Raw genomic sequence first — 23,421 nt, forward strand, 5'->3', positions numbered from 1 at the left:
GGTATCCGGGCCACACGGCATGGCCTGGAACGCGCGTGGAGCGATTGGGGGTATTTGCGATGGGACTGAACGCGATGAACTGGATCGGGACTGCGCACGCGCGTGTCGTGCGGGATTTTGGACTGCCGGGCGCGCTGCGCCGCGCGGCCGCGTGTGCCGTTTGCCTGGCGCTCACGGCGCTGAGCGGCTGTGCCCTGGCGCCGGGCATGACTTACACATCCGGCGCGGCCGGCACCGGCGCGAACCCGGGCGCGGCAGTGCCCGATAGTGTGGTGGCCAAGGGCATCGCGGGTGCGCCATCCGGTACGCTCGTCGAGATCACGAGGGACCTGGTGGACAAGGAAGCCGCGGCGCGACCCAAGGGCATTCCCGCGGACGTGGAGAAGATGTTTGCCAAGGCCACTCCATATGAAATCGGCCCCGGCGATATTCTCACCATCGTCGTCTGGGATCATCCCGAACTCAACCTGCCTGCGAGCGGCGGCGGTGGCGACGCCCCTTCGGGCGCCAGTTCGGTTGCGTCCGGTTACACCGTCGATACCAACGGCTTTATTCAGTATGCCTATATTGGTCCGCTGAAAGTCGCCGGTCTTTCGGAAATGGGCGTGCGTGACATCCTAGCGGGAAAGCTCGCGAAATACGTGCGTCAGCCGCAGATCACCGTGCGCATCGAGACCTATCGCAGCAAGCGCGTGTATCTCGACGGCGAGGTCAAGACGCCGGGCGTGCAGGTGCTCAACGACCGACCGATGACATTGCCCGAGGCGATCAACCGGGCCGGTGGCTTCACGAGCAACGCCGACCGCTCGCATGTGTCTGTGACGCGCGGCGACGCCACGGTGGATATCGATATGCCGGCGATGATCCGCAAGGGGTTCAATCCCGACCGGATCATTCTGCACGATGGTGACCTCGTGCGGATCTTTGCACAGACGGACAGCAAGGTCTTCGTGGTCGGCGAGGTCGAGCGTCCTGGCGGCGTGATGTTCAACAACGGACGTATGTCGCTCAATGAGGCAATTGGCAACGCGGGAGGGATCAACCAGTCGTCGGGCGATGCTTCGCAGGTGTATGTCGTGCGTGGACGCGATACCAGCCAGCCGACCGTTTTCCATCTCGACGCGAGCAGCGCTTCTGCAATGGCAACGGCCGACTCGTTCGAGTTGAAGCCCAACGATGTCGTGTTCGTCGACACGTCTGCTCTCGTGAAGTGGAGCCGTGTCATCAGCCTGATTTTGCCGACGACCCAGGCTGCGGCGGCGAGCCGTGCGATTGGATACTGATGTGCACATGAACAATACAAACCACACGAACCGCGTCAGGCGACCTGTTCGCTTTCGGGGGAACAAGATGAATAACCGCGACTATCTGCTCGAAGGGCCTGCGGAGATGATCATGCCGATCGCCCCCGACGGCGGACATATGGGCAATATGCTGGATACCCTTTATGCGGGCCGCAAGACGATCCTGATCGTTACGCTGATCTTTACGCTTTTCGGCGCCCTCTACGCGGTACTGGCGTCCCCTGTCTATCAATCGGACATGCTCATTCAGGTGGAGGAGAGCCCGAACGGGGCAAAGTCGGCGCTGGCCGATCTTTCCTCCCAGTTCGCGGTCAAGACCCAGGCATCGGCGGAAATGGAGGTATTGCGTTCGCGGATGGTCGTGTCTTCCGCCGTCGATGCGACCAAGCTCTACATCAAGGCAACGCCGCGCTATTTCCCCGTGGTGGGCCGCTGGGCTGCGCGACATCTGAGCCTCGACCACTGGTCGGGATGGGGCGGTTACGCATGGGGCGACGAGGCAATCGAGGTAACGCAGTTCAACGTGCCGACGCGCCTGCAAGGCAGGCCATTCGTCTTGACCTACCGGGGCGAGGGCGCCTACACGCTCGAGGGGGGCGGCATCACGCTCGAAGGCAAAGTGGGAGAGGCGTTGCACGCGCCGACGGTGGGCGGCGCAATCGACCTCGTAGTCGGCCGGATCGATGGGCAACCGGGCACGGTCTTCAACGTGATGCGCCTGTCCGAACTGAGCGCCATCCAGGGGCTGCAGACGGCAATCGCCATTACGGAAAAGGGCAAGGAATCCGATGTCATTGGTGTTGCGCTGGATGGCGAAGACCCGGTACTCACCAGCACCATTCTCAATGCGATCGGCAACGAATACATCCGGCAGAACGCCCAGCGCACGCAGGAAGAAGCGGAAAAGCAGATTGCCTTCCTCGACCGGCAGTTGCCTCTGCTCAAGGCCCAGCTCGAGAAAGCCGAGAACGAGTTCAACACGTTCCGCTCGGCACACGGCGCCGTCAATCTGGACGCCGAAGCGTCGGCATTGTTGCAGAGCTCGGCGCTGGCGCAGCAGCGTATCGCCGATCTCCAACAGCAACGCGCGCAGGCGATGGCGCGTTTCACCGACGACAACCCCGCTCTCGTCGCCATCAACGGGCAACTGTCCGAAGCGCAGAAGTCGCTGGAACACCTCGCCGGCCAGACCCGCGCGCTGCCGCCGGTGGAGCAGGAGCTCGTGCGCCTGCAGCGTGAAGTGACCGTCGATACGAACATCTACACCAATCTTTTGAACAGCCGCGAGCAGTTGCGTCTGATCAAGGCAGGGCGCGTGTCGAATGTGCGCATGATCGACGCCGCTGTGCCGCCTGAAGGACCGATTCGGCCGAAGCGCGCAATTATCGTGGTCGCGGCCGTGTTTACCGGATTGTTTGCCGGCGCTGCGCTCGTGCTGCTGCGTCAGAGGCTCAACCGCGGCGTCTCCGTCGTGGACGAGATCGAAACGGGCACCGGGCTGGCGGTCTTCGCGGCCGTACCGCGCAGCCGCATTCAGCATTCGCTTGCGCGTCATTTGCCCCACGGCGCGCCGGGCGCGAACACGGTGCTTGCGCACACGGCCGTGTTCGACCCGGCAGTCGAGAGCCTGCGCAGCTTCCGCACCGCGCTCGAGCATTCGCTGGAGGACGCAGCCAATCGTATCGTGCTGCTGGCGGGACCGACACCCATGGTCGGCAAGTCGTTCGTCTCGGTCAATCTGGCGGCCGTATTCGGTGCGTCGGGCAAGCGTGTGCTCCTGATCGACGCGGATCTGCGGCGGGGCTCGCTGAACCAGCATATGGCGGTGCCGAGCATGCCAGGCGTCACCAACATCTTCGAGCACTGCCAAAGCTATGACCACGTGGTGAATCATGACGTGATGCCGGGCGTCGACTTCGTCGCGACCGGGGGTTACGTGACCAATGCCAGCGAGCTGCTGCAAAAGGACGCTTTCAGGAATTTCGTGGCATGGGCCAATTCGACCTATGAGCTCGTGCTGATCGACGCGCCGCCGATTTTGCCGGTGGCCGACGCCGGGATCATCGGGAGACTGGCGGGCACCGTGTTCGTGATCGCGCGCCAGGGCGCGACGAGCGTGGCCGATCTGCGCGAGTCCGTGCGACGCTTCGAACAGGTTGGCGTGCCAATTCGCGGCGTGATCTTCAATGACATGACGTCGCGTCCGGGACGCTATGGCAACGAATATGCCGCGTACGGCTATTCGAGCTACGGCTTTGCCAAGGATACGGGGAGCGCGAAGGCGGAGTAGCTGGGTATCGCCGGCAGTCGTGTGCTCGTCGGCAGCAGCGCCGCGGTCCGTCGAATTGCCGGTCGAGCGGCGCCTTATGGTTTGGACTCGTGGGCTGGAGCGGATTCGCCCTGCTTCAGCCCACTTCACCGGCGGCAGAGTGACTGTCCGCCCGCACGCGACGCGAACTCATCACGCCCCTTCAGCCATCGGTCGTTTGACCGGATCCGTCAATCGCATTAGCGGCGACTTTGCATCGCAAGTCGCAACTGACTCTCCTAAACCGGTTCTGGATGCGTGAGTTGGCGTGACATGAGCGACGGCGAACATTCGCCGGTGCGAAGACCGGCCACACTTCAAGACATATGAATTGCATGGCGTGGCCCGTCGAATCCGGCCGTGAGCGATGCCTTCCACCTTGGGATGAAACACGTGCTTGCCCCCAATCTGACGATTAACGGCCGCTTCCTGGGTCGCCGCGCGACGGGTGTCGATCGCTTTGCGTTCGAGACAATCCGGGCGCTCGACCAGTTGATCGAGCTGCGCGATCCGCGCGTCGCTGGATTGCGCACCGAGATCATCGTTCCCGAAGCGCTGGCGGCCATGCCAAATCCGTTCCGGCACGTCGCGTTGCGCGCGAGCGGAAAGGGCGGTGGCCTGCGTTGGGAACAACTGGCGCTGCCGCAAGCTGCACGCGGTCGGTTGCTGCTCAATCTCTGCAATTCCGGACCCCTGTGGTACCGCCGTCAAATCACGGTGCTGCACGACGCGGCGCCCGCGCGCGTGCCGGACAGCTACAGCCGGTCTTTCGTTGCCTGGTATCGCCTGATGGCGCCGCGTCTTGGCCGCATATCGCGGCGCGTGATTACCGTGTCGGAGTTCTCGCGGCGTGAGCTGTGTGACGCTTACCGGATTCCTGCAGACAAGATCGGAGTTGTGCCGGAGAGCGGCGAGCACATGTTGCGTGTGCAACAGGATGCGGCTCCAGCGTCGGTTACGCTCGACGACCGTCCATTCGTGCTTGCAGTGGGAAGCCTCAATCGTCACAAGAATTTTCAGCTCGTGGCCGAGGCTGCGCGCCTCATTCGTGAAGCGCAGTTCGACATCATCGTGGTAGGCGGAGGCGACGCACGGGTCTACGGAACGGGCCAGGATGCGTTGCCCGCCTTTATGAAGCATCTCGGCTACGTGAGCGATAGCGAACTCGCTGCGCTTTATCGGCGCGCGGCGTGCTTCGTGTATCCGTCGCGCTACGAGGGCTTCGGGTTGCCGCCCGTCGAGGCGCTGGCGCTCGGCTGCCCGGTGATCGCTTCGCGGCTGCCGGCCGTCCAGGAAGCGTGCAGCGACGCCGTGCTCTACACCTCGCCGGACGATCCTGCGGAGCTGGCGAGCTTGCTCGAACGGATCACGAGCGACGCCGCGTTACGCGAGAATCTGCGCGAGCGGGGCCGTGCACGGACAGCGGAACTCACCTGGCGAGCCACTGCCACCAGGTTGATCGAGGAGATCTCGCCGTGGCTAATGTGACGCTTGCGTCCAATCTTGCGAACGACACTCGCCGTTTCGGCCGCGTTGCGCTCGTGCATGAGTGGCTGGTCACTTACGCTGGGTCGGAGAAGGTCGTGGAGCAGATTCTTCAGCTCTTTCCACAGGCCGATCTATACAGCGTTGTCGACTTCTTCCCGGAGTCGCAGCGGGGCGTGCTGGGCGGCAGGCATGCAACGACTTCGTTCATTCAGCATCTGCCGCGGGCGCGCAAATCGTTTCGCACTTATCTCCCGCTCATGCCGCTGGCGATCGAGCAGTTCGATCTGTCGTCCTACGATCTCGTGATTTCCTCGAGCCATGCCGTGGCCAAGGGCATTTTGACCGGTCCGAACCAGGTGCATGTCAGTTATGTGCACTCGCCGATCCGGTATGCGTGGGATCTGCAGCATCAATATCTGTGCGAAGCCGGGCTGCAGCGCGGTATGAAAAGCTGGATCGTGCGTGCGCTGCTTCACTACATGCGTATCTGGGATCAGCGAACGGCGCATGGGGTGGACGCTTTCGTCGCCAATTCTGCTTTCGTGGGGAGGCGCATTCGCAAGGCCTACGGCAGCGAAGCCACGGTGGTCTACCCGCCGGTCGATGTGGAGCGGTTTGAATTGGGTGACCAGCACGAAGACTTCTATTTGATTGCCTCGCGCATGGTGCCATACAAGCGGATACCGCTCATCGTCGAGGCATTTGCCACGATGCCGTCGAGGCGCCTCGTGGTGATCGGTGACGGCGCCGACTTTGCGCGTGTGAAGGCGTGTGCTTCGCCCAATGTGACGTTGCTTGGCTATCAGCCCGATGAGGTACTGGTGGACTACATGCAGCGTGCGCGTGCGTTCGTCGTCGCCGCCGAGGAGGACTTCGGCATATCCGTGGTGGAGGCGCAAGCGTGTGGCACGCCGGTCATCGCGCTGGGCCGCGGCGGATCGCGGGAAATCGTGGTGGATTCACCGGATCCCGAGCGCGGCACGGGACTCTTCTTCAGCGAGCAAAGCGTGGAATCCATCGTCGATGCGGTGGAGCGCTTTGAGCGGCAACCCCAGCCCAAAGCGGAAGTTTGCCGCCGTAATGCGATGCGCTTTACGGAAGAGCGGTTCAAGCAGGAGTTTCTCAGTGTCGTGGAACGCGCGATGGACGCCGACAAGATGCTCGCCGACAGGCCGCCTGTGGTGCGGCGTTGGCACTCAGCCTGAGTCGGTGCAATAACGAGATCGTTCACGCGCGAAGGCGGGGTGAACGCATAGGGGTTTCGGCAAGTGGAACTGACGATATTCGGAGTCATCGTGTTCGTCGCCGGACTGGCGGCGCTCTACGTGTCGTATCGCGGCGCGATATACGGCATGGCGGCGTTTTCCCTGTTTGGATGTACGCTCGCGCTCGGACTGGGCGGCATCGGCATTTTGCCGGCGCAAGTCTTTCTCGCGTTCTTCGCACTCAGAGCGTTCAATCTCGTGGGCGGGAAGGGGCTCGCTGACGCAGTCGCGCAGGGTAAGCCCGGTTTCTGGCTGCTCTGCACCTGCCTCTGGGGTGTTGCGGGTGCCATCCTGCTGCCGCGTTTGCTGAGCGGCGCGACACTCGTGTTCCCTGTCGACCGCAGCAGCCAGTTCATCGTGTTGCAGCCGCTTGGCCCTGTGTCCGGCAATTTGTCCCAGACGATCTATTGCATCGCCGACGTCATAGTGTATTGCTCCATGTTTGCGTTCCTGCAATATCGCGGTGTATACCGGACGTTCGCCAACGCCATCTTCCTGCTCGCCTCGCTCGACGCGCTTGCCGGCGTGATCGATATCGTTGCGCACGCGGCGGGCCTCGACGTTCTCTCGGCTATCAAGACGGCGCAGTTCGCCGATTTGACCGGCCAGGAAATGGCCGGGATGGTCCGCATCAGCGGCACGTTCAGTGAAACGTCCGGCTTTGCGGCCTTTACGCTGCCGATCTTTGTCTTTTGCCTGAATCTCTGGCTCGTCGGCTATCGCCCGAAACTGGCCGGTCCGCTTTCGATTGCGACAGGATGCCTCCTGCTGCTGTCGACTTCGGGAACCGCCTATGTCGGTTTAGGCGCGTATCAGCTCGTACTGTTCTTTAGCCGGCCCGCGGTGATCTCGCGTTTCGCCCCGGTACGCAAGCAACGGCTGTCTGTTATTTCGGCATGCGCGGGTCTGTTGGGCGTGCTCTACGTGATCGTCTTTTTGCCGGGCGTGGTGAAAGTGCTCGGCGATTTCGTCGATGCCGCGATCCTGAGCAAGGCGGGCAGTGACTCCGGCGTCGAGAGAATGGGCTGGAATGCTCAGGGCATCACCAACTTCTTCGATACGTATGGAATAGGCGTTGGGCTGGGAAGCATTCGTGCGTCGAGCTTTCTGGTGGTGCTGGTGGCGAGCCTTGGCGTCGTGGGTGTGGTGTGTTACGGGACGTTCCTTGGCAAGACGCTGCTCACGCCGGTGCCTGGCCATTACCCGTTCGCGGAGCGGGCCATCGCCTATGCGGCGCGTCACGCCATGATCGCGACTTTGATCGTCGCCTCGGCTTCGCTTAGCGTCTTCGAACTCGGTACGTGTTTTTATTTATTTGCGGCCGCAGCGGGCGCACTCTCGCCGCGTGTGCTGCGACGTGTGCCCGCGCGTGGCGGATGGGTTGCCAGGGGGGCTCATGAATAAGGTGCATTCGTCGCTGTCAAAGCTGGAACTGCTGGCTGTTTATTTTTCGTACGCAATTCGCTACCTCTACCCACTCGTTCTCATTCCTTATTACGGAAGAGTGCTGGGTTCGAGTGGTTACGGCGTGGTATTGGCCGGACTGTCGCTTTCCAGTGCTCTCTGGCTGCTCGTCAACTTCGGATTTTCTACCATCGGGGGACGGGATATCGTCCACACCGAAGTCGCGAGCGAACGCGATACGATTTTTCGGGATCAATTCACGGCCCGGCTGCTATTGTCCGTTCCCGGTGCGATCGTCGGAGGCATCGCGGTTTGCAGGTCGGACATCATTGCCAATGTGCCGCTTGCGGGGTTTTTCGTCGTTGCGGGAGGGCTGCTGTCCGCCTTTAACCTTGGCTGGTATTTCACCAGCACGGGACGCCCGCGCACGAATGTCCTGATCGAAGTACTGGGGCTCCTGCTTTCGCTCGCACTGATCTTTACCTTCATTCGCAAACCGGCTGATGTCGACCGGGCGTTTCCCGTGATTTTTACCTCCAGCATGATCCAGACGCTGGTGGCGTATTGGCTTGTCCGAAAAGAATACAGCGGCTTCCTTTCACCCGTGCGTGCGGCCATGGGTCTGATCAAGCGGTCGGCTACGATCTTCATCTACAGTGGAACAGCGGTTTTGGTGCTGGATGCTTCCACCTACATTCTGTCGCTGCTGGCCGCGGCCCAGGAAGTGAGTGCCTTTGGTCTCTCCGAGCGCCTGGTGGGTGCCGCATTGAGCATCATGGCGCCCGCCGCCCAGATTCTGGCGCCGAAGGTCATGTATCTGGTGACCCGTAACCCGGCCCGAGCGAATCTGCTTGCCCGGCGCACGTTTGCCGTCTTCTTTTTCGGCGCGGTGGCGGGAGTGATCCTCACGAGACTGCTCTCTGAATGGCTCATACCGCTGGTATTTGGACCGGAGCTCCGCCATGCCGTCCCGGTTCTGAATATCATGATCTTCATTCTGCCGCTTACCGTTTGCACGCGGGTACTCGGTATCTATTTCCTGATTCCCCGAAAACTCGAAAGGCAGCTTGCCTGGAGCGGTGTGATCAGCGCGGTGGTGAACCTGATGGTGGCCATTCCCCTTGCCAGCCACTGGGGGGCCACAGGTATGGTCTACGCGCGAATCCTCGCGGAAGGATCATTGCTGGTCATGCTGATTTTCGGAATCTGGAAAGCAGGCTTGTTGCGCGAGATTTTCGGAATCGACGAAGGTTTCTCCTTGCCGGCGAGATTTGGCAGATGGCTCGAATAACGAACGCCGCCGATCGCTTTGCGCATGCGTGGTGGTGTACGCGTGAGATCCGCGGCCGCGTGCGGCAGGCAGGCGTGCGATGCCTCGCATGCCGACGCAGCGCCCTCCGCAGTCCTGCCGGTAATGATCGAAGAGGTCAATGATGGAATCGAGCTTGAGTTCGCGAGCCACGATGGCCGGGCCAATGAGTCAACCTTCGCCCGGCGGAGATTGGAAAATCTGCCTGATCTTTGCCACTCGTGGCCGCGCAGACATTCTCAGGGATGTCGTTGCCTTCGTCGATTTGCAAACGGTTAAACCTGATCTGATCATCGTCTCCTGCGTCTCGGACGAGGACGTTGCCGACCTGTCAGTCCAACCCGGCATGATCGTCCTGAAGGGGCGACCTGGGCTCACGACGCAACGCAATCATGCATTGAACCATGTGCCTGACGATGTCGACGTCGTGATTTTCCTGGACGATGACTTTCTGATGCATAGCGAGTGGACTGCGGAAGTCCTCAGGGCGCTTGACAGCGATCCATCCATTGCCTGTGTCACCGGAACCGTCATCGCGGATGGCATTCATGGGCCAGGTTATTCCGTCGAAGAAGGGCGCGCCATCGTTGCGAGGATCGGCGATCTTCCGGAACGGTTGATCGTCGCGCCGACCGGTGGTCCCTACGGGTGCAACATGGCGTTCCGCGCCAGCAGCATCGCGGGCCTGCGCTTCGATGAGCGCCTCGTTCTCTATGGCTGGCAGGAGGATCGCGATTTCGGAGGCCAGATCTGGAATCGGGGCTATCTCGTCGTGCGTATCAACACGGCGCTCGGCGTGCACCTGGGCGTCAAACGCGGCAGGGTGTCGGGATGCAAGCTGGGTTATTCGCAGGTGATCAATCCGCTTTATCTGGTGAAAAAGAAGACGATGCCTTTGCGCCCGGCGGTCGATCATGTCATACGCAATATCGCGAGCAACGTCGTGCGAAGCTTTGCGCCGGAGCCATGGATCGACCGGCGAGGGCGTCTGATGGGGAATCTGATCGGCTTGTGGGACTTCTTTCGTGGAAAGCTGACGCCTGAGCGACCCGAGAGCTTTTAGCACGTGCCAGGCACGAGGCTGACGGTCATTCCGCGATGGTAGAGCGCGTTAAGAGCCGCCTGCATTGTGCCTGACCGTACGCAATCGATGAACAAGCGCTAGGGGCGCTCAGGGTTGCGCCGTACGCTATGCACAAGCCCTGAAGGTACTTCCGGTTCGGAAACAACCTGGTAGCGAAGAAGGTTGTCTAAAAAGCTGGTGTTAGTCGCACGCGATGAAAAAAGACTCCCATTTGGCGGTGCCCGATTGCCTGCGCGGCCTCGCAGCCATCTCGGTCCTGCTCTTTCACTTCAATCATTGGCTGGGGATCCCATGGTTGGCCCCCAACGCCGGTATTGCTGTCGACTTCTTTTTTGGCCTGTCGGGTTACGTCCTGTGCGTGGCGTATCGTGGCCGCTTCGAAAGAGGGATGAGCGGCGTGCTGTTCGCGCGTATCAGACTCATACGGCTGATGCCGATGATCGTGATCGGAACCCTGTTGAGCGCATCGTATCTGGCGGCGAGATATGTTCTGCTTCACGATTCCGATATCTCTCCAGGCTGGCTCGCGGCCGCCACGCTCCTTGGTCTATCGTGCATTCCGGTCTTCGGTGCTCCGCATGCAATTGGAGGGCCGCAGGTGTTTCCGCTCAATGGCCCGGAATACACGCTGTTCCTCGAGCTGGTCGTCAATCTGTTCTGGATGCTCACACGCCGATTCGACGGAATAAAGTTCGCGCTCACCATGGCGATTGCAGGCTACGCGCTTACGGCGGTAGCTGGCATGGGAGGCGATACGCCGCAGACTTTCCTTTCCGGCTTTCCGCGTGTATTTGGCGCTTATTATCTGGGCGTCCTGCTTTATCACGGCCATATGAAATTCGGGCTGCTCTCGTTGAAGATCTGGAAATCGCTATTTCCTCCAGCGTGCGTCGCAACCCTGGTCACCATGGGGTGGAATGGCCAGATCCCCTTCTTCGTCCAGTGGCTGTGGGCTGCCGCCGTGATGCCGTTGCTGATCCTCGGCGGATCGTCGATTGCGCTTACCGGGCCTGTGCGCACGGCCGCGCTCGCTCTTGGGGAACTGTCGTATCCCGTGTACGCGTTGCATTACCCCGCGTTCGTCTGGCTCAACGGCGTCTATCAGCAGTTGATGCACAGAAAGGATCCGATTCTGGAGGCCGCCATGTTCTTGCCCGCGATCCTGCTGACCAGTTATCTCATCATGCGTTTCATCGATACGCCCATCCGTGCGTGGCTCGTATCCCGATTTGGCCGATCGACGCCTAAACCGGTTCTCGACACCACGGCGGCCGATACACCCGTTTGAGGCCGTGCGTAGCGCTCGCCCGTGCGCAGGCTGAATACGCACGCGTTTGCGTGCGGTATCGAGCAGTGTTGCTCCGGCTGGGTCGATAGCATACCCGTCGGAGAAAGCCGCACTGTCCTGAGTCAGGACGGACATCGCGTTGCGCGAACCCTGCGCGAAACCTCTGGAGCTATCGTTGCTGCCGCTTGAGCGGCCATCTGATCGGTTGCCGGGCCATTGACTGAAGAGCATTGACGCTTGAACGTGGAGAGGGTTATGAAGACGATCGCGTCGAAGACGATAGCGTTCAATGGCAAGTTCTTCGGGGCAGCGCCGACGGGCGTGCACAAGGTGGCCGAGCAACTCGTTGCTGCGACCGATGCGCTGATTGCCGGGCAAGCCGGCAGCGGCCTCGATTGCGCGCTCGTCGTCAGAGACCGCGTCGAGATTCCGCTCTACCGCAATATTTCGTGCGTTCGCGAGAGTCGCTGGGTTCGCAAGATTCACCGGATCGTGTGGGAGCAATGCTATTTTCCACTGGCTCGCAGAAGGGACTTTATTCTTAATCTGTGCAATCTCGGGCCACTGATTCATCGGGATTCGGCAACGATGATCCACGACGCACAGGTGTATTCGGCCCCGGAATCCTATTCACTTCCTTTTCGGCTTTGGTACAAATCGCTCTACTTTTTCATCGGCAAACGGCACAAGATCATCTTTACCGTATCCGAGTTTTCCAAGGGCGAGCTTGTGCGCTATGGCGTTGCCAGCGCCGACAAGATTGTCGTTGTGCATAACGGCTGCGACCATGTTCTGCAGGTCCAGCCCGACGCGCGGCAGCTTGCTGTATTGAGCCTGAAGCCACGGCGCTACGTGCTCGCACTCGCGAACACCCAGAAACACAAGAACATCGGCATTTTGCTCAAGGCCTTCGCCGGCGCACAGCTGAGCGACGTCGAACTCGTGCTGTTCGGCAGTGCGACGCAGGCCGACTTCGAAAGCGTTGGGCATGTCGTGCCGCCCAACGTGCGATTTACCGGCCGCATTAGCGATGCCGAGCTCGTTGGGCTGATGACCCATGCCGGCGCACTTGCGTTCCCCTCGCTTACGGAAGGGTTTGGTCTGCCGCCGCTGGAGGCGATGGCGCTGGGTTGCCCGGTCGTCGCTGCGCCGTATGGCGCGCTTCCGGAAGTTTGCGGCAAGGCGGTGCTTTATGCCGATCCGTTCGACCCGGACGCCTGGCGGATGAATATTTTGACCGTACTCAACGATGAACCTGTGCGGCAGTCGCTGATATCCGCCGGGCTCCGGCAGGCTGGCGGCTTCACCTGGAGACAGGCGGCGCGCAGCATGTTCGATACCGTGAAGGCCGTGAGCGGCTGATGGGGGCACATAATGTCTATTGATGTCGACTTCTCATTGGCGCTCAATGATCGAACCGGCAAGCTCTTTTTGGGGAAGGACATCATTTCGACGCTCGGGACCAGGGTGACGACGGTCCACTACGGACGATTTCACGATTTTCCCCATAATGATCTGATGCGCCGGATCGCGGGCCGCTTGACCCACAAGGAAACCATTGCGCGGGTCAACAGGTCGCCGCTGGTTGCTCTTTTGCCGGTAATCCGCGATCCACGCCCTACGCTGCATCTCGACCCGCTCAGCGTCGTGCGCCATCGACTGGAAGCACGAGACATCGTGCTCTGCCACGATGTGGGTCCGATCACACATCCTCAGTATTTCGCGCCCGGTGTCAATGAATTGTATGTTCGGGCTTATGACGAGATCCGGCGGATGAAGCCCCATATGGTTTTCGTCAGCAAGACGTCGCAGCGGGAATTTCACGCGCTGTACGGCAATGACTTTGCCTCGTCGAATGTCATCTATATTCCAACACGTCTGGGAGTCAAGAAAGGAGAGGGGCGTCCGGTGGAAGGCGTTTCGCGCCGTTTTCTGCTGACGGTGGGGAATATCGGCGATCGCAAGAACCAGGCCCGTTGCATCGAGGCGTTCTCGGCAAGCGGGCTTGTGGAGAAAGGGTGGCAGTATGTTGTTGTCGGAGGGCGCGAGTCTGGCGCCGACGCCGCTATTGAACTCGCGAGGCAATCTCCGGGTGTCGTGATGCCGGGCTATACCAAAGATGACGAGCTTCGTTGGCTTTATCGCAACGCATCGGGTTTCGTGCTGATGAGTCTGCTGGAAGGATTCGGAATGCCGGTGATCGAGGCGATAGAGCACGATTTGCCATGCCTCGTTTCTCGCGGGAGCATCCTGACGGAAGTCGGCGGCGGCGCGATGCTGTGCGCCGATCCGCTTGCTCGCGAGTCCATCGCGTTCGGTATGCGTTCGTTAGCCGAAATGCCGGACGAGGAGCGTGGTCGGCGGATTTCCGAGGCGCGCGTGCACCTCCAGATGTTTGCGCGCGAACCGATACTCGCCAGCTGGAGAGCGCTGGTTGAAAAGGTCGGGTGATTCGCTGACTCGAGCTGGTCGCATTCGGGGAAGCCAACAGGGCAGCTGGTGATCCCCATTGCTCGTGCGTACAACAACAAGGCCCGCCACGGTGGGCCGGAGCGGGCCAGGGCAACACGTAAGACTAGTCGCTTCCTTGCAGGGTCGACTTCGCGACGCGGCGGGCGGTATTCACCGCCGAGAACGCCGCGGCCTTGGCGCGATCGCGCACCGCGCTTCGTCCAGGCGGCGTGGGGTTGAGTCCAAGCTTCCGGAGGTAATAGTTGGCCCGATAGACATCCGCACGCAGCGTGTTGAGAAACTGAAAATTTACGCTCAACGTTACCGAGATATTGTCGCCGTTCTTCAACCAATGGGGGCAATTGACAGGGACGTGAACGCCCTTTCCGGGGGCCAGTCTGTATGTCTTCGCCCTGTCCTGCAACTCGGGTCTATAGTTCGGCGCGTTGTGATCGATCGTCCAGAATCGCTCGAGTTCCTCTTCCGGAAGCACCTGCCGGTCTTCCCGATCAAAGACGTACAAATCCTTTTGCCCGTGGATTTGAAGAATGAAATTGCATTCCCGATCGATGTGATACGCCGTCACACGCTTCGGTGACGTCACGAAAATGATGAGGTCTTCCCGCTTGATCTGCGATTCGATGTCGCCGCCGACCATACCCTTGATCTCCGCCATCGCATGCCTGTACAGCTCGGCGTAGGCCGGATCTTGTTGCGGGCCTCTGAAAATGAACCAGGCGTTGGAGTCCTCCAACTGCTTTAATGCATTCAGCGGCGAGAACGCACGATTCGTATCTTTCCATTTCTGACCGGGCGCGACATCGCCCATGTCGAAGTAGAGGTCATCGGGACGTGTTTTCAGGGTTCGCTCCGCCAATTCCATCAATTGAGGAAGCTGAAAGAGCGGATGGGACGCCAGGTGGTGGGAGACGTCGAAGCTCTTCCGCTCGAAATTCTCCCGAAACACCGAGGAATCCGCGTCGATCCACTTGTCAGGCAATGCCGCTTCGAGAACGGGGGGAACGGCGGTAGTCTCCATGTGATCGCTCCTTTCTGTCTAATGGAGGATAAGGAATACCCTTTGGCACCTGGGAACTCAATTGCGTGGGAAATGAAAACGCTGGATAACTAATTACTTGCGACCGTGGGTTTGTTGGCCACATCGTCGAACTTGTAAAGCCACGCGGGCGTTCCCTTCAGTGCTACCCAGCCTGGACCGGGCTGAATATTCGGCATTGCGAGGGACACGACCGCTCGCGCTCCGGTTTGATGGAACGCCTGCATGATCTCTTCACGTTGTTGCGCCGTAAGCTTCGTCCAGAATGTTTCACTAAAATTCGGCCAGAGCACTTCGTCGTTGCGATCAAGACGGTTACGGTCCTGCGGCTCGATGCGGTACGGGAGACCGCCGAACTCGGCAACGATGCGCAAACGTGACACATAGGCCCAGCTGACCCGGACAGTGGGATAGCTATCCCGGATCACGGCGACCGGGTCCCCCGGCTGCAACCCGGAGGCAGTGAGCGCGTCGGCAATCCGCCATTTCGGGTCGTCGTGAAAGTCCGCCCGATTAACCGCCGCCACGAACGAAGGCCCGTCGGTCATCGCAAGCTCACCGAGAGCGCCTGCACCAAAGATGATGGCGAGCGCTGTGGCGAGCAGGCGGCGCGATTGCAGGGTTGCGTCGAGCAATGGCGTCCATGTCAGCAGCGCAATGACCATAACGAATGCACTGAGATAGCGATCTTCAACGTGAACAATAAAGTAGGTGGCAAAGCCTCCAACGGTTGGCAGCAGCAATGGCCAGGCGCGGATCATTGTCTTGAGGAGCGATGCTCGCCATGACCGCCTGGCAACAATCAAGAAGAGCGCCGCGGCGAGCGAAAGCACCGTTGGATGTTGCTTGAGTATCTGCTGCAAGCTCCACAGCGACCGGCCCATTGCGATCAATTGCATCTTCAAACTGAAGAACGACTTAAAGCCCTTGTACCAATATGCGACGTCGTTATAGGGAGGGTAAGTCGTGTGGAAAGGTGCGCCAAAGCCGAACACTGGCAAGTCCGCTACGAGTTGACTGGTCGGATGGATTGGCCGGCCGAACTGCGCCGGTCCGCCTTGCCAATTGGTCAGGTGAGGTAGCTCGTTCACGTGCCAGGGGACATTCAAGGCACCGGAGGCGCCAAGCGTGAATTCCCCGTAGGACCAGGAAATTCCGGCGATGTAGACGGCAAAGAAAACACCGAAGGTTCCCACTACCGCAGCGAGCGATTTCCACAAGCCGCCCCTCATGCAGCAATAGATGAAAAGCGTCAGCACGAACAGACAGGCAAATGGAGTGAATACCCCCTTTACCCAAACGCCGAGACCAAGGACGAGACCAAGCAAAGTCGCAGTCAGCAGGTCACGACGACGAATCAGGGAGAGGAGCAGGCCGGAAGCGAGGAGGAAGCCGGTGGTCACAAGCAGGTCTGGACACGCGGCCGAAACGGAATCAAGCGCCAGGCAGGCGCCAAGAAAAACGCAAACTCCAATCCAGATGGTGAACGGGTGCTTGTTCAGCGCGAGCGAACCAGGCCAATACAGCGCGAGCGCACTCCGGATCAGTCCGCGCCAGGCGGCATAAGCAACGAGATAGATGACCCAGTTGATTGCCGTTATGGCATACCACTCGCCGTCCGGCGTGGGGGCGGCCAGCGCCCGGGCGCCGGCAACCAGTGCGGGATAGCCGGGATTCCAGAACGGGTTGAATATTTCGCGCCAGTCGAGGTGCGTGACGGCCCAGCTGACATTGAGATAGGAGATCCAGTCGCCATAATATTGCGTCCGACCGTAGAGGCCTTCGACGACACCGAGTATGCCGACGACGATCCAGGACAGGATCAAATGCACATTCCCCCGTGACCACTTTATTGTCATGTAGCACCTCCACGCTCGCAGCCAGAAGAATCAATCGATAACGGAGCTAACCGCCCAGTGGTCCAATCAGCAAAATGAGCTGTTAACGCCCAATATCAGTCGAGGTATGAGCACGGGCCGATGCCTGCCTGGTCGGCCACGAACGCCGCCAAGGTCCGGAACTGTCCAGCACAATGTGGTGAACCCCCGGAATCTACGGTGTGTTTCAGCACGCCGCGTTCATCGCTCGATGTCGTCCCGGCAGTCATATGACAGCAGGGCGTCTCGCTTACGTTCGTGCAGGCAAGTCACGCGATGAATTTAGCCGGTGGGATCGAACCTCTCTGTGCGTTGGGCAACGCGGCTTTCGATCGAACGAGGCGGATTCATCGGCGTATGCGTGCGCGCAGACACGATTCCCTGGTTCGCCGAAAGGGGAACTGCGTTCAGGACGACGGTGCGTCGCCTGCGGTCGGGACCTGTTTAGACGCATTGGAGGCCGCTCCGGAATGGCGCCCCTTCTCATTGAACGTCCACGCCGAGTTGAGCAGATAGGTCAAGCCGAGAACGAGGGCAGTCGTGACCAGCTGCGCAATCAGATAGTTCAGGCCAAGACTTGTGACGAAGAACTTCATGCACGCGCCGTTCATCAATACGCCGAGCAACGCGATGATGGCGAACTTCGGTGCGGTCGACAGGGGATTGCTCTTGCTGCGGAACGTGATCTGGCGGTTGAGGCTGTAGTTGACGATCGCGCCGGCGGTTGCCCCAGCCATGGAACTGACGGCCGGGGAGGCCAGGCCGGAGTGGACCATCGCAATGAGAATCGCATACTGCGCGCCGGTGCCGATTGCACCGACGCCCGCATAGACGACGAACCTTTGTACCGCGCGCAGATCAGTCATCGTGGCTGCCTGCAGATTGATAGCGGCGGCGGACCAGGTAAACCGGCCGGTTCTTCGATTCGTAGTAGATGCGGCCGATGTATTCGCCAAGTACGCCGATACCGATCAACTGAACCCCGCCGAGCAGGAGCACGGCCGAGATCAATGACGCGTAGCCAGGTACGGCGACCCCTTGAATCAAGGTTCGCACAATGAGAAAGGATGCGTACATAATCGCGATGCATGCCACGAAGCTGCCGACGTAAGTCCAGACGCGAAGCGGCAGCGTGCTGAAACTCGTGAAGCCCTCCAGCGCGAAGTTCCACAGTTTCCAGCCCGAAAACTTCGACCTGCCGGCAAGGCGAGGCTCGCGCACATACTCGACGACTGCGGTCCGGTAGCCGACCCAGGCAAACAGCCCCTTCATGAAGCGGCGCGTCTCGGGGAGCTGTTTGAGCGCGTCCACGACCTCCCGTGTGATCAAACGGAAGTCACCCACATTCTCTGGGATCTTCGTGTCGCACATCGCGTTGTGGATGCGATAAAAGATCGCCGCGGTCTGGCGCTTGAGGAAGGAATCCGTGAGCCGGCTCACACGTTTGGCAACGACGACATCGTGGCCTTCTCGCCATTTCTCGACCAATAGCGGAATGATTTTCGGCGGGTCCTGCAAGTCCGCGTCAAAAGGAATCACAATGGCGCCGCGCGCTTCGTCGAGCCCTGCCGAAAGCGCGGCTTCCTTGCCGAAATTGCGCGTCAGGTCGATGACACGGATGCGGCTGTCTTCCTTCGACATGCCGATCAGCATGCGCAGCGTGTCATCGCGGCTGCCGTCGTTCACACAGACGATTTCGAACCCGGTTCCGTCGATCGATTCGAGTACAGGAATGACCGTGCTGAAGAACGCGCCGATCATCTCCTCCTCGTTATAGAACGGCACGACGAGCGACAACAGGCAGGGCTCGCTGACCGAGGGAACTTCCGCAAGCGCAGGATTGGACCGCGCAGTCGTCTCGCGTGCGCCTGCCGGCGAGGTTGACGCTTCCCTCAGGAGAGGCTCTGGAGCCAGAAAGTGAGGGCGGCCGATATAGTCCATGATTACCTCGCGCAGATGCCGCGGTTGTGCGATTGGCGTATTGATCGAATCGCGGGCGTTCAGCGTTTGACCAGACGCCGAACCGCGTTCAGCGGGGACTTCAAGCGGGTCACCGGCGCGTGAACGACTTCCGCGAATGTCTTGGGATGGCGGTGTTCGAGCGTCGAGATGACCTTTCTTTTCAAGCTGTCGCGCAATGGCGAGACACCGGGCGGCAACGGCTTCAGCCCCATCATGCGCAGAACGTAGTTGGCCTGATAAACCCGCGCGCGCCGCTCGAGCGACCTCATGCAGTAGTTGATGCTGATACTCACCGAAATGTTGTCGTCGTTCTTGACCCAATGCGGCGCCAATGAGGGGTGATGCACCACTTCGCCCGGATTGAGCCGGAAGATCGTGCCGCGACTCTGCAGTTGACGGCGATAACGCGCGGCCTCGAAGTTGCCGGCGTAGTAGCGCTCCACTTCCTGGTCCGGCACCAGCTCGCGATCGGTGGCCGGAAAGAGGCATACGTCTTTCGAGCCCTGCAGCTGGAAGAGGAAGTTGGTTTCGTGATCGATATGGAAGGGCGTCGAGATATTGGGTGACGAGACCAGCAAGGTCATCGTCACCAGGGTGATGTCGCTGCGCAGCGGGTAATCGGACAACGCCTCGAGCTCGGCGGTAATCGTGTCAAGGACCTGCGCGTAGTCCGCGTCGTAAAGGTGTGCCTGAGTCAGCTTGATCCATGAGTCGTTTTCGTGAACGCTCGCAAACGCTTCTTTCAGCCGCGTGCTGTGGGGCATGGCGCTGAACCTGGATTCCAGCGAACTATTCTTGAAGTTGATCGCACGGACGTTGCCATTCTTTTCAAGCATCCGCTGGGCGACTTCGGCGATCCTGGGGATCTCGAACAAGCCGCTTTCATGCAACAGATGATTGAATTTGAACGGATGCAGATTGAAGTTGCTTTTGAATTCCTTGTTGCAAGCGTGCAGGATTTTTCCGTCTGAGGTGAGTTGGGGGGATGCATCGGCCAACGTCGCACCATTGCTAGTCACAGACATGGCACACCTTTGCAGGTTAGAGGGTATTGCTTGCAGGCTACTATCGCGTCTGTGGGCCAGATGTGCGTTGACGAACATCCACGCCGGTTTTGGCGTATACCCGCGGATAAGCGGTCTACTTGACAGCTTCCTGGCTCGTCGCCGATGTGGTGCCGGCGGCTTTGAAGCTTGGCCTGAGAAAGTCGATCACCTCGGCGTCCGCGATCGGTTTGATATGCAGCCCGAAAGCGGCATTCATTGAAGTGACAAAGTACTGGGTCCAGAGCGTGTTCCAGACCACGCCGGCATGGCTGTCCGAAAGGAAGACATTGTGCGGATCGTCGCCGGAGGTATTGGTGATGGCCCAGCCAGGCGAGAGATGAACCGTCTTGTAGTTTGGACGACCTTGAGCGTCGCGTTGGCCCCACATGCTTCTGAACCATGCTTCATCTTCGAGAACATAGACATGGCGATCTGCCGCGGCGAGCGCGCGCAAGCCATTGTTGAAGCGATCTATCCCGGCATCGATATTGGCGATCTCTCTGGCGGATTGCCAGCTTTCGAACTCGCCCGGCCAATCCGCGCCGCTGGCCGCAGTTGAGAGTACGACATAGGTATCCGGGTGATATTTGCGGATCAGCGCGACGGCTTCGCCAATTGACTTGATGCAAGCGTCGATCACGGCCGCGGGGTGCGGTGCAGCTGGATCGCGCGACAACTCATCGAATAGCTCGTGGCTGCTGAGATCGTTGTCACCTATCCGGACGAACACGATGCCGCCTCGCCAGGCTTGTGGTTCTGTGTCCATCAAATCGACGAGACGGATCGCCTGGCGCTGCGATTGCCCCATCAACTGGCTGCAGGTCGCGCCGCTAACCGCGAAGTTATAGCGGTAGTCCTGCTTGGGGGGCGTGCGGGCGAGCGCACCCAAAGCTTCGCTGGCGATGGCCCGATACTTCCCGGTTCCCCACGCGCCCCATTTGCCCTGGTCGATCTGGTCTCCCCGCAACCGGGCGAGCACCTCGGTCCACTGCCAGGTGGTCGCGCGCCACTGGCCTCCTCGCGCGCCCGGATCTCCCAACATGAGTGTGTCGTGGTAGGACTGGCTATTGGAGTCCCCAAGCACTGCGAGGCGCACCCTTTCCGGGGGAGGCTCCGACGCGTTGGCGACGGCGACCGGCGCGCGCCGAAACAGGCCCGGAACGGCTAGTCTGACAAAGAGGCCGGTGACGGACAGTGCGCCAAAAAGCGCGACCAGCAACACCCTACGCGAACGGGACATAGGCCATTTACCCTATCGTGGCGCACCGAGATCATGGCCCTTCAAGGGCGTTTTCCTGTTCGTCGTGCGCGGTTTCGGCAAAGCGGTCGAGCAGTTGCGTGCCCATGACCGCCGCGCCGGCCGCACGGAACATCTGGTTGTGCATGCCAGGAACTTCAGTGACGACCAGTTTGCCCCTGATCACTTCACCCCAGCCCATGTCGTGCGCAAACAGGCGGCCCTTGAGCACCTGACCGCTGCGGAAGATCTGGACATTGCCGTCGTAGGGCTTCGGACGATACCGCACCTGCTGCTCGCGCAGATAGCCGATGTTGCGGCCATACCAGAGATTATCGTCGATCATGTTATTCGCGCTGTCGTTCTTCAGGAAGCCGAACTTCACCGCTAGCTGCGTGAGACGAAGCCAGCGAACGGTCCGAAACTGCTGGAGGAACGCGATCATGGACATCTCGCCACGTCTCGCGAGGCGGAAGTCGCGCGGGATGTCGTCCATGCGCACCTGCAGCTTGCGCAACAGGCGGTCGTACCAGGGCATCGACTCCCGATACCCAGGGCACCAGGAGTCGGTGAGGACGACGAGCTCCACCGTTTCGCCTTCGCGGCGCAGCTGGTGGGCCGCTTCCAGCGCCATTGCGCCCAGCACGCAGTAGCCCATGAGGATATAGGGGCCGCCTGGCTGGATCAGTCTGATGAGTCGCACGGCGTCCGCGGCGAGATCCTCGAAAGCGCGCAACGGGAAGTTGGGCTGAGGCGTCTTCGGTACCATCGGAACATCGACGATGGGCCGCTCATCGCCGACCTGTTTGGCCAGTTCATAGAGGACCGCGATATTGTTGAGCACGATGACGGGCGTTTGCGAACCCTCCTCGTTGAAGTGCACGACGTTGTGCGCTTTCGCCTCCAGCTCCGCCCGGCTCATAAAACCGCTGACACCCACGCCGCCCGCGACTTGTGCCGTGTCGTTTCCGGCGGCGGGCGTGCGCGCTCGCTGCGGCGTGACTTCGGCGGTTTCCAGCACCTCGCGCCATTGGGCGAGATACCGGTCGATCGTCTCGATGTCGTAGAGGTCCGTGTCGCCCTCACAGGAGATGCGCCAGCCTTCCGGGCGCCGCACCATGAAGAAGTTGAGGTCGTAGAGCGCGCCCGCGTTGAAGGAGGGCGAAGTCGTCGCGGCGAAATCCTGGCGGCGCACCTCGTCGCCCATGCCGACGAAGCTTTGCTGCAAAGCGAAGTTGACCGAGCATAGCGGCGGCCGGTTCATATCCGACACTTCGCCGGCCATCTCCATCATCTCTTCGAACGGCACGTGAAGATGTTCGATGGCATCGCTGAGCTTGGCGCCACACTGTGCGGTGACATCGGCAAGCGTGCTGCCCTGGGTCACATCGAGGCGCAGGATCACCGTGTTGATGAGCGGCCCGATTACACCTTCGAGTTCCTGCTGATCGCGCACCGACATCTGCGTGCCCATGGCGACTTTGGGCTGCCCAGTCGTCTTGTGCAGCGACATCGCGAGGCCCGCGGCCGCCACGCTGAAGAGCGTCACGCCTTGCGCCTTGGCGGCCGCGATCAGACGCTCGCTCATCTCGCCCGGCAGCAGAATCGAACGAATGACGCCCTGGAAGCGCCGCTCCGGTGGCGGGGGGCGGTCGCCCTTTACGTCGAAGCGGCTGAAGCCTTCAAGCTCATGGCGCCAATGCGCGCGAGCGCGGTCGATGGCGCCGCTGGCCAGGAACTCGCCCTTCCACAGAGCGTAGTCGCCATGGTGCAGGTCGACGTCGGCGTAATCGGGATCGTGGCCCGCGTGAAGCGCCGCGAGTCCTTCCACGAGTTCGCGCACGAGGATCGCGAAGGACCAGCCGTCCATCACGAGCGAATGGAAGGTCAGCTGCAACTCGCCTTGCGTGCTCGACCTTGGCAGCCACACGGCCCGGAAGAATGACGCCGAGGACAGGTCGAAAGGCGTGCGTGCCTGCTCCTGACCCACACGCTGGGCCTCGGCCAGCGCGGCCTGTTCGTCCAGACCGCCGAGATCCACCACCGCGAGCCGGAAGGGGGCGCGGCTCCAGACCTGCTGGCGCAGCCCCGCGCCCGTCATCAGGAAGCCGGTGCGCAAAATCTCGTGCCGCGCGACCAGTTCGCCGAGCACCTGTTCGATGCTCGCGGCAGTGAGCGGCCCCGACAATTGCAGCCGGAAGGCGATATTCAGCGCGGAGGCCTTCGGCGACGCCTTCTGCTCGTGCCAGTAGCGTACCTGGCAGGCGGTCGCCGGGAACAGGGCGTGGCCCGCCTCGACCTCCTGCACAGGTGCGATATTCAAGGCTATCGAGTTCATCGC

17 protein-coding genes are annotated in these 23,421 nt (G+C 60.7%); 10 read left to right on the forward strand and 7 right to left on the reverse strand.

Translation table 11 applies throughout. The features are described 5' to 3' along the window. Positions 1 to 206 precede the first annotated feature (206 nt). The 10 genes from AB4Y44_RS16785 to AB4Y44_RS16830 all read left to right on the forward strand — a co-directional run bounded on the left by AB4Y44_RS16785 (position 207) and on the right by AB4Y44_RS16830 (position 13,901). Positions 207 to 1,283 carry a polysaccharide biosynthesis/export family protein gene (locus AB4Y44_RS16785; RefSeq protein WP_342921569.1) on the forward strand — a complete coding sequence of 359 codons (1,077 nt, stop codon included), beginning with the start codon at positions 207 to 209 and terminating at the stop codon, positions 1,281 to 1,283. A 67-nt stretch (positions 1,284 to 1,350) separates the two neighbouring features. Continuing rightward, complete coding sequence (locus AB4Y44_RS16790) at positions 1,351 to 3,594, forward strand: polysaccharide biosynthesis tyrosine autokinase (RefSeq protein WP_342921568.1); 2,244 nt, start codon at positions 1,351 to 1,353, stop codon at positions 3,592 to 3,594. 378 nt (positions 3,595 to 3,972) lie between these two features. After that, positions 3,973 to 5,100, forward strand: coding sequence for a glycosyltransferase family 1 protein (locus AB4Y44_RS16795; RefSeq protein ID WP_342921567.1), 1,128 nt, complete (start codon positions 3,973 to 3,975; stop codon positions 5,098 to 5,100). After that, positions 5,088 to 6,305, forward strand: coding sequence for a glycosyltransferase family 4 protein (locus tag AB4Y44_RS16800; RefSeq protein WP_368696077.1), 1,218 nt, complete (start codon positions 5,088 to 5,090; stop codon positions 6,303 to 6,305). The genes AB4Y44_RS16795 and AB4Y44_RS16800 overlap by 13 nt, the downstream gene beginning before the upstream one ends. 63 nt (positions 6,306 to 6,368) lie before the next feature. Continuing rightward, complete coding sequence (locus AB4Y44_RS16805; protein ID WP_368700259.1) at positions 6,369 to 7,769, forward strand: hypothetical protein; 1,401 nt, start codon at positions 6,369 to 6,371, stop codon at positions 7,767 to 7,769. Next, positions 7,762 to 9,060, forward strand: a complete 1,299-nt coding sequence (locus tag AB4Y44_RS16810) for an oligosaccharide flippase family protein (protein WP_342921564.1) — start codon at positions 7,762 to 7,764, stop codon at positions 9,058 to 9,060. The genes AB4Y44_RS16805 and AB4Y44_RS16810 overlap by 8 nt, the downstream gene beginning before the upstream one ends. A 184-nt stretch (positions 9,061 to 9,244) precedes the next feature. Next, complete coding sequence (locus AB4Y44_RS16815) at positions 9,245 to 10,141, forward strand: glycosyltransferase family 2 protein (protein WP_368700260.1); 897 nt, start codon at positions 9,245 to 9,247, stop codon at positions 10,139 to 10,141. A gap of 214 nt (positions 10,142 to 10,355) precedes the next feature. After that, positions 10,356 to 11,450 carry an acyltransferase family protein gene (locus AB4Y44_RS16820; RefSeq protein ID WP_368700261.1) on the forward strand — a complete coding sequence of 365 codons (1,095 nt, stop codon included), beginning with the start codon at positions 10,356 to 10,358 and terminating at the stop codon, positions 11,448 to 11,450. A gap of 255 nt (positions 11,451 to 11,705) precedes the next feature. Continuing rightward, positions 11,706 to 12,812 (forward strand): glycosyltransferase family 4 protein, encoded by a 1,107-nt coding sequence (locus AB4Y44_RS16825; protein WP_368700262.1) that lies wholly within the window; start codon positions 11,706 to 11,708, stop codon positions 12,810 to 12,812. Positions 12,813 to 12,824: 12 nt separating this feature from the next. After that, entirely contained in the window at positions 12,825 to 13,901 is a 1,077-nt protein-coding gene (locus tag AB4Y44_RS16830; protein WP_342921560.1) for a glycosyltransferase, read from the forward strand. Between the two features lie 124 nt (positions 13,902 to 14,025). On the opposite strand, the gene AB4Y44_RS16835 is transcribed toward AB4Y44_RS16830, so the two are convergent. The 7 genes from AB4Y44_RS16835 to AB4Y44_RS16865 form a co-directional block, all read right to left on the reverse strand. Continuing rightward, the gene (locus tag AB4Y44_RS16835) at positions 14,026 to 14,940 is read right to left on the reverse strand and encodes a transcriptional regulator (RefSeq protein WP_342921559.1); all 915 of its coding nucleotides are present in this window, start codon (positions 14,938 to 14,940) and stop codon (positions 14,026 to 14,028) included. An 89-nt stretch (positions 14,941 to 15,029) separates the two neighbouring features. Further along, a complete protein-coding gene (locus AB4Y44_RS16840; RefSeq protein ID WP_368700263.1) occupies positions 15,030 to 16,817 on the reverse strand; it encodes a hypothetical protein in 1,788 nt (595 codons plus the stop codon). Positions 16,818 to 17,242: 425 nt separating this feature from the next. After that, on the reverse strand, positions 17,243 to 17,701 hold the full coding sequence (locus AB4Y44_RS16845) for a GtrA family protein (RefSeq protein ID WP_368700264.1): 459 nt from the start codon (positions 17,699 to 17,701) through the stop codon (positions 17,243 to 17,245). Beyond that, positions 17,694 to 18,776, reverse strand: a complete 1,083-nt coding sequence (locus AB4Y44_RS16850) for a glycosyltransferase family 2 protein (protein ID WP_368700265.1) — start codon at positions 18,774 to 18,776, stop codon at positions 17,694 to 17,696. The genes AB4Y44_RS16845 and AB4Y44_RS16850 overlap by 8 nt, the downstream gene beginning before the upstream one ends. 59 nt (positions 18,777 to 18,835) lie before the next feature. Next, positions 18,836 to 19,795: a cupin-like domain-containing protein gene (locus tag AB4Y44_RS16855; RefSeq protein ID WP_368700266.1), complete on the reverse strand. Its 960-nt coding sequence runs from the start codon at positions 19,793 to 19,795 to the stop codon at positions 18,836 to 18,838. A gap of 142 nt (positions 19,796 to 19,937) precedes the next feature. Beyond that, a complete protein-coding gene (locus AB4Y44_RS16860) occupies positions 19,938 to 21,083 on the reverse strand; it encodes an SGNH/GDSL hydrolase family protein (protein ID WP_368700267.1) in 1,146 nt (381 codons plus the stop codon). A 31-nt stretch (positions 21,084 to 21,114) separates the two neighbouring features. Next, complete coding sequence (locus tag AB4Y44_RS16865; protein WP_368700268.1) at positions 21,115 to 23,418, reverse strand: condensation domain-containing protein; 2,304 nt, start codon at positions 23,416 to 23,418, stop codon at positions 21,115 to 21,117. Positions 23,419 to 23,421: the final 3 nt, after the last annotated feature.

It is taken from the genome of Paraburkholderia sp. BR10937 (assembly GCF_040965695.1).
Classification (GTDB): Bacteria; Pseudomonadota; Gammaproteobacteria; order Burkholderiales; family Burkholderiaceae; genus Paraburkholderia.

What these genes read in the sequence shown, in the direction of transcription:
- AB4Y44_RS16840 (WP_368700263.1), bottom strand. Translation starts at nt 16,817, where the DNA reads ATGACAATAAAGTGGTCACGGGGGAATGTGCATTTGATCCTGTCCTGG.
- AB4Y44_RS16785 (WP_342921569.1), top strand. Translation starts at nt 207, where the DNA reads ATGACTTACACATCCGGCGCGGCCGGCACCGGCGCGAACCCGGGCGCG.
- AB4Y44_RS16790 (WP_342921568.1), top strand. Translation starts at nt 1,351, where the DNA reads ATGAATAACCGCGACTATCTGCTCGAAGGGCCTGCGGAGATGATCATG.
- AB4Y44_RS16810 (WP_342921564.1), top strand. Translation starts at nt 7,762, where the DNA reads ATGAATAAGGTGCATTCGTCGCTGTCAAAGCTGGAACTGCTGGCTGTT.
- AB4Y44_RS16860 (WP_368700267.1), bottom strand. Translation starts at nt 21,083, where the DNA reads ATGTCCCGTTCGCGTAGGGTGTTGCTGGTCGCGCTTTTTGGCGCACTG.
- AB4Y44_RS16830 (WP_342921560.1), top strand. Translation starts at nt 12,825, where the DNA reads ATGTCTATTGATGTCGACTTCTCATTGGCGCTCAATGATCGAACCGGC.
- AB4Y44_RS16850 (WP_368700265.1), bottom strand. Translation starts at nt 18,776, where the DNA reads ATGGACTATATCGGCCGCCCTCACTTTCTGGCTCCAGAGCCTCTCCTG.
- AB4Y44_RS16825 (WP_368700262.1), top strand. Translation starts at nt 11,706, where the DNA reads ATGAAGACGATCGCGTCGAAGACGATAGCGTTCAATGGCAAGTTCTTC.
- AB4Y44_RS16845 (WP_368700264.1), bottom strand. Translation starts at nt 17,701, where the DNA reads ATGACTGATCTGCGCGCGGTACAAAGGTTCGTCGTCTATGCGGGCGTC.
- AB4Y44_RS16820 (WP_368700261.1), top strand. Translation starts at nt 10,356, where the DNA reads ATGAAAAAAGACTCCCATTTGGCGGTGCCCGATTGCCTGCGCGGCCTC.
- AB4Y44_RS16835 (WP_342921559.1), bottom strand. Translation starts at nt 14,940, where the DNA reads ATGGAGACTACCGCCGTTCCCCCCGTTCTCGAAGCGGCATTGCCTGAC.
- AB4Y44_RS16865 (WP_368700268.1), bottom strand. Translation starts at nt 23,418, where the DNA reads ATGAACTCGATAGCCTTGAATATCGCACCTGTGCAGGAGGTCGAGGCG.
- AB4Y44_RS16815 (WP_368700260.1), top strand. Translation starts at nt 9,245, where the DNA reads ATGAGTCAACCTTCGCCCGGCGGAGATTGGAAAATCTGCCTGATCTTT.